General features: G+C 52.6%; 5 protein-coding genes and 1 pseudogene. 5 read left to right on the top strand and 1 reads right to left on the bottom strand.

Going from position 1 to position 13,822, the window contains the following annotated elements; genetic code table 11:
- Positions 1–153: 153 nt before the first annotated feature.
- From HNQ65_RS11470 to HNQ65_RS26960, 3 genes and pseudogenes are all read left to right on the top strand, one after another.
- Entirely contained in the window at positions 154–6,750 is a 6,597-nt protein-coding gene (locus tag HNQ65_RS11470) for an esterase/lipase family protein (RefSeq protein ID WP_184339664.1), read from the top strand.
- Positions 6,751–8,054: 1,304 nt separating this feature from the next.
- The gene (locus tag HNQ65_RS11465) at positions 8,055–8,279 is read left to right on the top strand and encodes a hypothetical protein (RefSeq protein WP_184339663.1); all 225 of its coding nucleotides are present in this window, start codon (positions 8,055–8,057) and stop codon (positions 8,277–8,279) included.
- A gap of 268 nt (positions 8,280–8,547) precedes the next feature.
- Positions 8,548–8,856 (top strand): annotated as a pseudogene (locus tag HNQ65_RS26960) (HNH endonuclease); the annotation flags it as partial.
- Between the two features lie 237 nt (positions 8,857–9,093).
- On the opposite strand, the gene HNQ65_RS11455 reads toward HNQ65_RS26960, so the two are convergent.
- A complete protein-coding gene (locus tag HNQ65_RS11455; protein WP_184339662.1) occupies positions 9,094–11,709 on the bottom strand; it encodes a serine/threonine-protein kinase in 2,616 nt (871 codons plus the stop codon).
- Between the two features lie 249 nt (positions 11,710–11,958).
- Between HNQ65_RS11455 and HNQ65_RS11450 the strand changes: the two genes are divergently transcribed.
- A complete protein-coding gene (locus HNQ65_RS11450) occupies positions 11,959–13,137 on the top strand; it encodes a Gfo/Idh/MocA family protein (protein WP_184339661.1) in 1,179 nt (392 codons plus the stop codon).
- Between the two features lie 11 nt (positions 13,138–13,148).
- Positions 13,149–13,640, top strand: coding sequence for a hypothetical protein (locus tag HNQ65_RS11445; RefSeq protein WP_184339660.1), 492 nt, complete (start codon positions 13,149–13,151; stop codon positions 13,638–13,640).
- Positions 13,641–13,822 lie beyond the last annotated feature (182 nt).

Here is a 13,822-nt window from a genome sequence, read left to right as displayed (position 1 = left end):
AGCGAGCCCTACTGTGTCGAGAGTTCTACGCCGACCCTCGAATCGATTCTTCCGGCGGGTTCGCACGGCTCTCAAATCCGCCATTTTTCGTCGGGATTGTTCACCTCTCATAGAAGGTCTTGCACTGAATAGACATTTGATCTTCTTTCTAGGATGAAACTTGATTCCGATGGGGTACATCAGATTGCAAATACAGACCGCGGGGATCGAGTTGCGGATATAATTTTTGTGCATGGCTTGGGAGGCAAATCTCATTCGACATGGAGAACCGGAAAACCTGGAGCAAGAGATCACTTCTTTTGGCCCGAGGAATTGGCTAAGGCGATGCCGCAGTGCGGGGTATGGAGCGTCGGGTACTCAGCAGGCTTCACGGAGCTAGGCAGACCGGGGATGATCATTGAAAAACGAGCATTGAATCTTGTCCAGCAGCTAAGTCTGAAAGGCATAGGCACTCGTCCAAGCATCTTCATCACCCACAGCATGGGGGGGCTCCTGATAAAATCCCTGATCGTTGCTAGCGCCTGGGCTGGAGACAATTACCACAAGCAGTTAGTCAAAAGCATTCGTGGCATAATTTTTTGCGGAACTCCACACCGGGGATCTGCACTTGCGAGCGTGGCAGACTATTTGGGAGTTACTCAGAAGCATGTTAAACAAATGCGCGGAAATACGGACGAGCTAGATCTTGTGCATGACCGTTTCATCAGTTGGTATCGCGAAAATCCAATCGCCATCGAGAGCTATGCAGAAGCACATGCGCTATATAGACAAACTTTTTTCGGACGCTTATTCCCTCGTTTGTTGGTTGTTCCCCGAACATCAGCCAACCCTAACATAGGCAACATCCACGATGTAGATGCAGACCATCTGACGTTGGTTAAACCGAGCCTAGGCTCAATTGTATATGAAGGCACATTACGATTTATAAATGAAATCATCAGTGCGATTCCCAAATCCGAGATCGCACCTCTTTCACATGATTCGCTTGATCAAGTTATTCCATCCACTCCCCTACTAAAGCTCTCAACATTTGATTCTTTTTCGTCCGACCTAGTTATAGAAAGAGAGCAGAGCCTACGGGACGTCCAACACAAAATTTCCTGCGGTCATCTGGCGGCAGCAGAGACTGAGCTTCGGTCCATCATGGCTAGGAGGGGCACATGGGAGCCCCTCCCCACAGCCACCAAAGCAAAAACTTATCGTTTGCTCATTGAGGTTACAGGTAACCGCCAGCAAAACACCGATGATGCAAGGCAGATTCTGGCCGACGCAAAATTACAATGTGCAGACCAGCGATTTGTCACTAGCGAAGCCTTGCTCGCAATCTTGGAAGGCTCGGAGAAAGAGATGCTTGAATCATATCCTGTTCCCCTGAGTGAAGAGGAATGGCGCTGGAAAATGATGCTCTTAATCAACTGTAATCGTCATACAGAAGCTATTAAAGCTATATCAGATCCTGCCGCGCCGTTTCCCATTAATCCAGCACTGCAAAGTATTCTCACTTGGGCCTATCTCGGCCTTAAAAATATTGAAGCAGCCAAGACTTCGAACAATTTGGCAATTAAAAATCGCCCGGACTCTCTCGGCAATCTGGAAGCCAAAGCTATTATCAAATATTTTGACGCTTTATCACCTCATGCAACGGGATGGTTAGAATTAGGCTTTCCGATTCCAATGGAACCCGAATGCATCAAAACAAACAGCGAAGCAAAAAAGTTGTTTGAGGAAGCTGCCGGTATATTCCAAGACCTGGCACAGCGCTCTGATAAAGGCTCGTTCAAACAAATAAAATATCTTACGTGGTGCTTGGCCGCTTGGTGTAATTTGGCGCGAACGTCACATGTTAATAATTCACAAGCGAGAGAAAATGCCTCCAAGATATTTGAACAGATTTTTCTGGCGGTCCCAACTTCTTCAGCGGCTATTCATTGGGCCTTAGTGGCTAATCTTCCTTTTGATAGAAAAGCTTGTGAGGAGGCTCTGAGTTCAGAGCTGAACCAAGGAAAAATAGAGGCCGTTGAGGTTTTTGTGCAGCTTCTCTTAGATGCCCAAAACGAACTTGAAGCTGCCAATATATTGGATCACTACGCAGACAGTTACATTACATCCGAGGCCAAACGAGTTTGGCGGTACTATCGCTCGCAATTAGCTGCCTCACTTGGACAAACTGATATACTTTCTACACTCATAAATGGATTGGACGACGAAAATGAGCGTGGTCAATTGACGGCGTTAGCTAGAAAGCATGATGCCTTAAAAGGTCGTGATGCAGAAGAATGTCTACGCGCTTATATTCTCCTTTGGGAAAAGACACACAAGCTTACCGATCTTTATAGCGCTTGTGAAATGCATGTTAATGTAAAAAAACCAGAATTCGTAATTGTTCATACAAAAGATCTTCTTGAAGCATTTCCTTCGAGGATGTGTTTGATGCTCGTTCTTCATGCGCATGTCATTGCAAAAAAATGGCAATCGTGTCTCGATCTTATCGATAAAAATCATCACTTGGTTCCAGATTTAACTGCGGACCTGGATCTGTTAAGAATAAAATGCGACTCCTTGTACAAAACTGGTCGGTTTTCTCAAGCACTACAGAATGCTGGTTTAATTGCACAACAAACCCATGACAAAGAAGATCGCTTCTCGTGGTTTGAATTTGCAAGAAAAGCAGGAGACCGGGAGCAGATGTTTAATGTTGCCAATCTAGCTCAAGCTGACCCAAATACGCCGGCCGAACATAGGCTGTACATAGCTGATCAAGTGGCACCCTTAAATCCTGAACAAGCAAAATCTATTCTAGAGTCCGTAGCTACGATACCAGATAGTTTAAATCCAAGCAATGCAGCTCAAACATTTCTAGTTGCAAGCAAACTTGGCATGGAAGCCAAGCTAGATCCAACAGTCATGAAAACCGCTGTTGCCCCAGGCGGTCATTTAGTAGCATACTCATTTGATGAAATGGTTAAAATCATGCGCGAGAACCAGCGCGCGAATGCGGAAGCCGAAGAAAAATATCGATTTGGACATATACCTGTTCATGCATATGTGAACTCTGTTAACCGTCCCATCTCTGCTATTATTCATGATGCGTGTCCTCCAGCAGTAGATGGCTTTTTTGCACCGCCGACCCAGCTCTGGAGTGCCCGCATTCGTCATGGTAGAAGGCATACCTTCGCCGATCCACCAAAGGGAGAATGGAAACTTTTCTTGGACATAACTTCGTTGCTTTTGGCGCATCGCCTTGGCGTTTTACCAATCTTAGAAAAAACCACCGCGGAAATAACACTTTCCCCCAACGTCCCCGGACTTTTATTGCAAGAATTAGCAAGACTCAAAAATCATCAACCCTCAAGGGAGGAGAATTCCAAGGAGTTAATCAAACTTGTCGATGCCGCAAAGATCGGAGTGACTTCGCAGACACAAACCGAAATAGACGGTTTGGAGTGGGCCGTTGGAATGACTGTAAACTGGCGCAGAGCTTTTTCAGCGGCTGTAGAATTGAACGGTGTGCTAATCGACTTTTGGCCACTCGATTGGGAAACTGAGCCTAATCGTCTTCTAGATGTGCCATCGGATTTTCAGAAACATCTCTCAGGTCCCCGTGGCCTCGTGCAAGGAATGATCGAAGCTGGCTGGGTGGAGGAAATAGAAGCTAATAAAAGAATCTTAAACAACTCAACATTCCTAAGCCATGCACCAACTATTCGACTAACGAACGATTCCGTAATAATTCTCGATCCCGCAATCGCGGGGTGCTTGATTGATGTCGATCTTCTCCACGATTTGTCCTCTCGATGCAAGGTATTGATAACTTACCAAGAGCAACAAACAGAACGGACTAAATTACGTCATGCTAAGTACCGCGACGAGATAATTGCAAGTGTTGATCAGCTTCAAATGCATGTAAAACAGCAGGAAGAAAAGCGTTTTAGAATTGGAATTGCTTCATCTTTGCCTTCTGATGAAGATAACTCTGCTCTATTTCGCTGTATGGTGGATTTAACTGCAGCAAGCCGTGAAGAAGGAACTATTTTTGTAATTGAAGACAGATGGTTAAATGGATTTTCGGATATTGAGAAGGCACCAATTGTAGGTTTTCTCGATGTGTTATATTGGTTGCATAAAGAAGAAAAAATCTCCGCTGCTATATTCTATGGTTGCCTGCACCGCGTGCGTTTAGGGAACGCAAAGTATATTCCACTAATTGCAGAGGAACTTCTTTGGCAGCTAAGAAAATCGACAAATTTACACTCAAAGACTTTAAAAGAATCTTCCGAATTGGAGGTGATCCGCAGATACTATGCGGCATGCTTGCTCGACGCTAGGGCAATGCAAATTGCACCCAATATTGACCAAGGTCGCACCGAAATAACATTCTCAATTCATGTGCACAATGTAGCGGTTGAGGTTATGGCTGATCTTTGGATTTGCGAAAGCGATACCAAAATTAGATACGCAAAAGCTCTTTGGATTTGCCAAGCACTCGTAACTGATGTCGGAAGTCTTTCTGCTCGTGTCATAAATCCTCATGCTCAAATAGCGGGCTTCGACCGATGGCTTCAGGATTTATTTTGCATTTTTTGTCTGCGGATATCATCAAAGATGCGGTTGCTGGAGATGCCTGCTTTAATTGGCGACTTTGCTTCTTGGCTAATAGCGGCACTCAAGCTTCATCAAAGTGTATATAGGCACTTTTTTAAGTCTGTTAGGCATATGATAAAAGATATGACAAAAAAGTGTACCAGCTCAAAGGAAAAGCAATATATTGCTTTTCTCGCAAAAAGCGTTGTATCTGGTCTTCTCCCAAAAGGAGCGGCATATTTGCCGTTTAATGCAGATGAATTAAAGCAACTAGAACTGATTAATGTTCAACGATTTGGGAGTTATCTCTTTAATCGCAATGAAGCCTGGGAAGCCATCGAGAAATCCATGTCTGGTAAAGTATCTATGCTGACATCGGTTCAGGACAACAAGATTGATTTTAAACTAACGCGTCTTAAAACCACGTCCTCTCGCCCCGTTATCTCTTTTGAATCTGAAACTTGTGAGACCTGGAGCTTATCAGATAAAATTTTAATGCTGCTATCACCTGATGCTTCGGTGCGAAAAAAATATCTGGAGCAAACCGGGGTTATTTTGGGATTCACTCAGACGAGCATTAAAAATTCTATAAAAACAATTGCCGCAACTGCTTCTCCATCTGTCCGTGTTGAACAGTTTGTGGAGTGGGAAAATTCGTCCGTCAATCATCAGTTTAAACAGATATTACAGCGTTGGCCTGATGGTAACGTTTATCTTGGCGATTTATTGGATGCTGCTCGGCCTCAAGGCACAATACCTCTGCTTCAGCATGTCGGCATAGGGCGATCTCTTGTAGACAGCAATGACTTACATATCGCCTTGACTCAGCAATCGGAAATATTTATTAGTGAATTGGGCTTTGTGGAGGCTTTTTCTAGATATGGTTCTCTGCCCATTAAGCTTCCAGATTTATGGAGAAAAGCCTTGTTCGCCTTGCCGCAAGAGGAATTACATACATTGCTTTCAATGTTTGAGGACCCTTATTCTAGTCCACTACATCGATTGCACTTGGGCTGCTTACTCCTTCACCCCGATAGTCCCGATCAAACAAATGGTTTAACATTGCTGCGTGGGCTAACTGGGTCTAATGCCAAAGACATATGGAATTTTTTCCAATCAATTTTATCGTGGTCGTGGCGAGTATTGAACGCAGCTAGGCAGGACCTTGATACGGAGATGAATCTTCTTCTTTGCTCATGGCTTCACGCGGGACTTTTTCACATCCATCTTTCTAGACCTCCTGAATCGGCTAGCTTATTGAGCCAAATCAAAGATTTCGAATCCCAGCCGCAGCAATACTTTGAAGTGTTTAATGTGGTTTCAACCGACGTGGCAAAACCTGCGGTGTTTAATGCTAGGTGGATGCTTGCTCATGTATTGCCAAAAGTAGTGCCAATCAATGATCTTCCGGAATGGCTTGCCAATGATATGCGAAAGCTTTATGTAGGGGTTTTATTTCAGGAGCCTGATTCACCGCTTCCTAAACATTCTGTGATGCAATTGCGCAGCGAGTGGGGGAATAGACTGGGTTCTTTTTTAAATCCGCTCGATGCAACTTTTTATGAGGGCTGGCTAAAAGTCGAGCAAACTAGCTTTATTGACCAGTCCATGCTTCTTTCGCAGCTTCGAGCATTATGCACAGATGTCTCGGTCGATGATATTGCATCTAAATTAGTCATGATTTCTGGTGTATGCGGTCTACAAGTCGCGCCGCCTTCATTGCATGAGGATTTAAGCGGCGTTATCCAAAATATTTCATTTAATGCATTAAAGGTAACCGACCCAATAAGGCTTTGGGGCATTGCTTGCTTCATTTTTAAACAAAGCAATTGGTTCAAACCTCTTGATGAAGATTTCTGGAATAAACTTCTCAAGAGTTATCTGGACGAAGCACAAAGCTTGAAGGATGAGCATTTTTCCGAACACGCGATAGAAGCTGCTTTAACCATTAGTTTTCGTACTATAGATGAGACCAAAAACGCTGCTTGTTTTGCTGAAAATGTGGTTTGGATCGTGCGTAATTGGCCTTTAATAGCTGTGGATACTTGGAGGCAGCTATCATTTAACGTTCTGGCCCTGCCACATACACTTCAGGGTGCATTGTGGCCAATGCTCGCCGAACTTCGTGCTTTAGCTGGTTCGGACCCGACTCACAGAGCTTCGGCTTGAGCCAACCTTTTCCACTTCAAGTAGCCAATACCGAACCGCTGAAGCGTCAGAAAACAAGGATAAGAAGCCAGCCATGATTCAGCCATCTCAACGCAGAGTGTTGATCGGCACATCACAAGAATCACCCACTGACCCGATCCAGCCGCGCAAAAGCCAGGCCAGGATCTTCCCCACGGCCGCCCCTTCAGCGTGCCCGCCCCCGCCCACACCACGCTCCTTCCCCGTCCCCTCCGAAATCATAAATCGTAAATCATAAATCTCCACCCCCGCCTCATCCTCCGCTGCTTCTCCGGCAACTTGAGCCGAGCTTTGCGAGACAGGCGAAGCCAAACTCTCCCCCTTTCTCCCCCTCCGCTTCTTCCCTTCTGCGGCAAAAACCAAACACCCCATCGCCCCCTCTCCCCGCTCCTTCCCCTCCGAAATCATAAATCATAAATCGTAAATCATAAATCTCCGCCCCCTCTGCATCTCCGCCCCTTTGCGGCAAAACCGAACGTTCCATCGCCCCCGTTGGCCAGTCCAAAAACAGAGAACTGCGAACCGAGAACAGAGAACCGTTAACAACCACAACTCACGTCTCCTGGATCACCCCCCATCGCCCCTCTACCCGCTCCTTCCCCCCCTCCGAAATCATAAATCATAAATCGTAAATCATAAATCTCCGCCCCCCACCGGCCACCCAAGCCCCACATCCTTCAACCCTCCGACTCTGGCCTCTGACATTAGTGTTTTATTAGTGTCCGGTCAGTGGTTAAAAAATTCCGGGAATCGAATGCTCCCAGGCATCCCACCCTTCCGTCCTCGGGCATTAGCAATACGCTGAACAAATCAAAGCACGGCAGAGGTTTTTCAGAATCCATCTCTGCGGTCTTCTAATCTCTCGCGGTGTTAAATCAGTGGTTCAAAATTCCGGTTCTGGTCATCAGACGCCCTCGTTGCCACGCCCAGATTTAAACCACGAATCGAACACTAATCCGACACTAATAATCGATCCAAAATCCCAAATCTCTGAATCTCCAGCCTCCGGCATCAGTGTCAGTCAGTGTCCGATGAGTGGTTAAAAAATTCCGGGAATCGAATGATCCCAGCCCCCACCCTCTGGCATCCGTGCATTCCGTGTCATCCGTGGTCAATCACTCTGGAAAGCGAAGTCCATCCCAGCCTCGGCACCACCTCACCAGCCCCACTCCCTCTCCGACAACTTTTAACTTTAAACCTTAAACTTTAAACCCTCCGCCTTTCTCACCCCATCGCCCTGGCTCGATGGCCATTGACAACCACAAACGCATCTTCGACTTTCCCTCATGCCTGCCACCATTCCAGCGCCCGAGACCTGGATCCGCTCCATCGGTGAGCTCAAGCTGCCGCCAGAGACGGACCGCCATCTTCAGCAGCTCATGGACCTCAACAACGACGGCCTCCTCCAGCCCTCGCAAAAGCAGGAGCTCGCCGCCCTCGCCGCGTGGAGCGAGGAAATCTCTCTCCTCCGCGCCGAAGCCCTCCAGCTCCTCGGCCACCGGCCCGCATGAGCCTTCCCGCTTCACTGGCAGAACTCGTCAGCACACGCGCTGGCAGTCGCTGCGAGTACTGCCGGATGAGCCAGTCCCTTTAGCAGCCGGTTGAAAAACTAGGCTGAGAAGATTTGAGAGCGCCGGAGCATGAATGGCAAGGCGAGTGGCGCAGTCGCTATCGAAGGAGATAACGGCAAGCCGCTCAACGCAGCCAGTCATGCTCCGCCGCCTCAAAGACTCCAGATGGAGTTTTTCAACAGGCTGTTAGGGAGCCACGTTTCATCTCGAGCACATCCTTCCGCGCACCTGCGGCGGCGGCACCACCCCTGAAAATCTGGCCCTCTCCTGCCCCAGTTGCAATCTCCACAAATCGGATCGCTCCCACGCCACCGACCCCGAGACCGGCCTTTCAGCACCGCTTTACCATCCGCGTCAGCAGCTCTGGTCAGACCACTTCGCCTGGCAGGACACCAGCCTCGTTGGCCTCACCCCCACAGGCCGCGCCACCATCAGCGCCCTCGATCTCAACCACCCCCGCCGCCTCCGCATCCGCACCGCCGAAGCCCTCTTCAATCTCTTCCCCCCGCCAGTCTAACTCCCGCCCTCCATGGATTGGGTGAACCACTGCAAACCATCGCCAACAACCGCAAACCACCGCCAACTCCCCCAGCTCCCTCTCCGGCAACTTTTAACTTTAAACCTTAAACTTTAAACTCTCCGGCTCTTCCAACCGCAACCAACATGCAGGATTGCCGAATCCGACACAAAACCCCGCCTTTTCTCGCATCATCAGCAGCATGCCAATCCTTGACCTCAGACACCCCCAAGCCGCTTACCCTTTCACCTTCGCCGCCGCCTCCCAGGCCCCCAGCTCTTCCGGCTCGGCGGCCATGGGCTCCTTGGCCTTCACGGCTTTCCAGATTTTGAGGGCGAAGTCGGCCATGTATTCGAGGTAGTCGGGCTCCAGCTTTGAGGAGGGTTCGGCGAGCGTCTGCTGCCAGGCATCCCGGGCGTGGGCGAGGGCATCGCTGAGGCGGCCCTGGCGCTGGCGGATCTGGGCCATGGCGCGGAGGTCATCCAGCCGGTTCTTGTAGCTGGCATTGTGCGCAGCGTGCTTCTCGTAGATCTGGCGGTGGAGCTGCCAGGCATCCTCCAGGTGGCCGGCAAACTCGTGCGCAGCTGCAAGAGACTGCATGGCGTGGCACTGCGTGTTTTCATTGCCCCCCTGCTGGGCGATGCGCAGGCCCTCCTCCGCCGAGGCGATGGCATTGGCGGGCTGCTTCAAACCGCGCCAGGCCGTCGTCTGAATCTCGAAGGCCTTCAGCATTTCCTCGCGCTGGGTATCGGCGCGGGCCTCGTCGTTGGCGATGGCCTGGTTATGGGCCCGGATGCGAGTGAGGATCTCCTCGGCATGGGCGATCGCCTGCTGGTGCATGCGGGCGCGGTTTTCGATCTCGGCGAGCCACAGAATCTGGTGGGCGACCTGGTCGGAGGGCAGCTGCTGGCGCATGCGCTCAATCGCACCGCTCTGCACCTCGATGGCACGGGCGTAGTCGCCGCTGCTGACGAGGATCTCGACGGTGCGGACGTCGAACTCCCAGCGGTACTCCTCGAAGTCTCCCCGCTGGCGGGCGAGGGTCTTGCACTCATCGATCTGCTGAAGGGCGAGAGCGTATTTTTTGGCGGACTCGAGCGCGCCGGCATAGGACATGAGGACCGCGTGCAGCTCTGGGCCGGGGAGCTGCTGCCTGCGGGCCTCGGCGGCAGCCGTGGCGGCCTCGGCGGAGGCTTCGCTGCCGCGGCGCAGCTTGACCCAATCGCGCACGAGAAGGGACTGGATGCGAAACCAGGCAGGCGTGCCCTTTCCCTCGTGGGCCTCGATGTGGGCGCGCTGCTGCTTGAGGAGGTTCACCGCCTCGATGCGGGAGCCGTGATCGACCATCATGAGGAGGTGCTGGTAGGCGGCCTCGCGGGCGGTGGGGTGGTCCGCGCCAAGGCGGGCGGCGATCAGCTCGGCATGGCGCTGCAGCGCGCCGACCGAGAGGCGGCGGTCGCCGATGAGATCGAAGAGGCGGGCCACCTTGCCCATGAGCTCGATCTGCAGATCGGGGGACTGGCGCATGTCCTCGATGTTTTTCTGGCTGGTAATGAGGGCGAGCCGCAGGGCCTCGGGGTTGCGGCCGTTGCGGACCTCGGCGGCCACCTCGGTGAGGAGGGAGCTGAGGAAGGCGGCGGTCTCGCTGCTGCGCAGGGAGGCGGACTCGGCGCTGGCCTGCGCGGCGCGGGCCAGCCGTGCCTGCCAGATGGCGACGCCTGCGCCAGTGACAAGAGCGAGCACGCTGACGCACGCTGCTGCAAAAGCGACCCTGTGGCGGCGGATCCAGCGGGAGGCGATGTAGCGCCTGCTGGGCGGATGCGCGGAGACGGGCGCGCCATCAAGGAAGCACTGCAGATCAGCCGCGAACTCAGCGGCGCTTTGATAGCGGCGCTGGGGTTCCTTTTCCAAAGCACGCAGGGCGATCCAGTCGAGGTCGGCGGGGAGCTGGGAGACATCCATGCGCCTTTCCACGGTGGTGCCAGGGGCGGGGGCTGCGACGGTGCGGGTGGCGGCCCCGGTGACGAGGCTGGTGGAGGGGCGCGGCGGCTGCTTTTCGCGGACGATGCGCCAGAAGTCCTGCCGCGTCTGGCACTGCTGGGTGATGGCGGCAAAGGGCGGGCTGCCGGTGAGCATCTCATACAGCACGGTGCCGAGCGCGTAGATGTCGCTCCGCGTGTCCACGCTGCCGACGTCCTCGATCTGCTCCGGGGACATGTACTGCGGCGTGCCGAGGACGAAGTTTGCCTGCGTGGCGAACGTCATGCCCTGGATGTCTCCGGAGGCGAGGGCCTTGGCGATGCCGAAGTCGATGATCTTGGGCATGGGGCGGCCATCGACCTCTGTGACAAGGATGTTGGACGGCTTCAGATCCCGGTGGATGACGCCTTTCTGATGCGCATGCTGCACACCGCTGCAGACCTCCCGAAACAACCGAATTCGGTCTTTGAGCGCAAGATGATGCTCCTCGCAGAAAGCAGTGATGGGCCTGCCGCGCAGCAGCTCCATGACAAAGTAGGGGCGGCCGTCCGGAGACATGCCTGCATCCAGAATCGTCGTGATGCAGGGGTGCTCCATGGCCGCGAGCATGCGGCGCTCCTGCTCAAAGCGCGCGAGCACCTGGCGCGAGTCCATGCCGCGCTTGAGCAGCTTGATGGCGACCTCCCGTTTGACAGGATGCGACTGCTCCGCCCGCCACACGATGCCAAAGCCCCCTTCGCCTAGCTTTTCCAAAAGGCGGTAGGGCCCGAGCTCATCTCCCACCTTCTCATCTCCCGCCTCCAGCGGCGCAATGCCGTCGTCCAGCAGCGCTGCGGCGGCGGTGTCTGAAAAGGCATGGGAGGCGTCGGACATGAACGAAAGCCAAATATCCCTAAGAACAATGAATGATCCATCAAATGATGCAACGGCATGGCAAGGCGTGGAAGAAAAAGCCGATGTCTAAAGAATGAGCTTATCAAACGCAGGCATAATGGCGAATGGCTCCGAATCTCGATGCAGGGTGCGGAGGCCTTGGAGAGCGCTCTCGGCGTCTGCCAAATGAGGTGGCAGGAAGTTTGCTGGATTGACCGTTGGTCTGCACACGCTTCACTGCACCCCCACATGACTCCCCTACACCATCTCCGCGCAGGCATCATCGGCACCGGCTTTATCGGGCCTGTTCATATTGAGGCACTTAAACGACTGGGCGTGACCGTGAACGGGATCTGCGGCTCGACGAAGAGCGCGCGGCAGGTGGGGAACCAGTGGGGCATCCCGGAGATCTACGGCGACTATGACCACGAGGCGATGTATGCCAGCCCGAACATCGACGTGGTGCATATTACCTCTCCCAACAAGGTGCATGTGGAGCAGTGCCTGCAGGCGCTGGAGATGGGCAAGCACGTGATCTGCGAAAAGCCGCTGGGCATGACCACCAAGGACACCCAGCTTGTAGTGGATGCCGTGCGCAAGGGCGGGAAGAAGGGGCCGGTCTTTGCCGTGAACTACATGTGCCGCTTTTTCCCCGCCATCCTCCAGATGCGCGCCATGGTGGCTCGCGGCGACTTGGGAAAAATCATTCACGTTCAAGGCCACTTTTTCCAGGACTGGCTGCTGCATGAAACGGACTACAACTGGCGCATCCTGGCCAGCGAAGGCGGAAAACTGCGCGCCGTGGGAGATGTAGGCACGCACTGGATCGATGCGGTAAGTTTTGTCCTTGGCGCGAAGGCGCAGAGTGTGTTTGCACATGTCGAAACCTTCTACAAAACCCGCAAACGCCCGAAGGGCGAGGTGAAGACCTTCGCCAAAGTAGATCCGAAGAAGATGGTGGACTACAAGGTGGACACGGAAGATTTCGGCAGCGTGCTGCTCAAATTTGGCAAAGCGAAGCACGGCTTTGCAGACGGGGTGCATGCAAATGCGAGCATCTCGCAGGTGGCCGCCGGCTGGAAATGCAGCCTGAGCTTCGGCATCTACGGCACCAAGGGCAGCGTGCGCTGGGACCTGCAGCAGCCGAATGAGATCACGCTCGGCCGCCGCGATGAACCAAACCAGATCCTCCAACGCGGCACGCCCGGCTTCCTCGAAGACGTCGCCAACTACACCGACTATCCGCCAGGCCATGCCGAGGGCTTCAGCGATGCGCACAAAATGCACTACCGTGCCGTGTACGAACACATCGCGAGCGGAAAGCAGACGCCAGTGCTGTTTGCCACCGCCGAAGACGGCCACCACGAAATCAAGCTCTGCGAGGCCATGCTGGAGAGCACCGAGAAAGGTGCGTGGGTGAGGGTGTAGGGGCAGCATTCATGAAACAAAATGCTCTTATCACTACTGCTGCCATCCTCATGGCTGTATTCGTTATGGCCTGCGTCTGCCCTTCTTTCACCGCCTGGGTCGAGATGACGAGAGCATCTTTGGTCATTCGTCTGACCAATCCAGAAAAACCGATCAGCAGTGAGAAAATTTACTCTGCTGTGACCACTGGGGCAGAGGGGTGCTCAGCCGAAACGCTGCGTGAATACTATGATACTGTGGCGAAGGCTTTGTACTCCAAATCGGCCAACACTGTCACTTACTCCTGGGCAGATGATGTTCTCTACTATTCGAGGCTGAGCACTGTTTTGGAAACGTCGCAGGGGTATGTCGAAGTCGTCGCAAGCCATAACAACGACAACAATTGTGTGGCGGTCATTTTTTCTGCACATCCGTTCAGCCACCAAGGCCGTGCGAACATGGAAAAACAGGACGGTTACGGCCTGCCGCAGGGCTTTTTCCCCAATCTGCCTCTCACCCATTAAGAAGACCCTGCTGAGGGTGATGGAATGTATGCGTGAGTCAGGGGGCTGAGTCAGCGCTGACCGACAAACAAGAGTGTCTGTCGTACTTCAATCTCTTGGCGCTCGTACAGTGAAAAGAGGTGTGGTGCTGCGCATCCCACTGCACTCCATGACGCTGTCGCGCTTGCGGGAAGCATGGGGCT

It is taken from the genome of Prosthecobacter vanneervenii (assembly GCF_014203095.1).
GTDB classification, from domain to species: Bacteria; Verrucomicrobiota; Verrucomicrobiia; order Verrucomicrobiales; family Verrucomicrobiaceae; genus Prosthecobacter; species Prosthecobacter vanneervenii.
This window is presented reverse-complemented; position numbering and strand designations above follow the sequence as displayed.

What these genes read in the sequence shown, in the direction of transcription:
- HNQ65_RS11470 (WP_184339664.1), top strand. Translation starts at nt 154, where the DNA reads ATGAAACTTGATTCCGATGGGGTACATCAGATTGCAAATACAGACCGC.
- HNQ65_RS11465 (WP_184339663.1), top strand. Translation starts at nt 8,055, where the DNA reads ATGCCTGCCACCATTCCAGCGCCCGAGACCTGGATCCGCTCCATCGGT.
- HNQ65_RS11455 (WP_184339662.1), bottom strand. Translation starts at nt 11,709, where the DNA reads ATGTCCGACGCCTCCCATGCCTTTTCAGACACCGCCGCCGCAGCGCTG.
- HNQ65_RS11450 (WP_184339661.1), top strand. Translation starts at nt 11,959, where the DNA reads ATGACTCCCCTACACCATCTCCGCGCAGGCATCATCGGCACCGGCTTT.
- HNQ65_RS11445 (WP_184339660.1), top strand. Translation starts at nt 13,149, where the DNA reads ATGAAACAAAATGCTCTTATCACTACTGCTGCCATCCTCATGGCTGTA.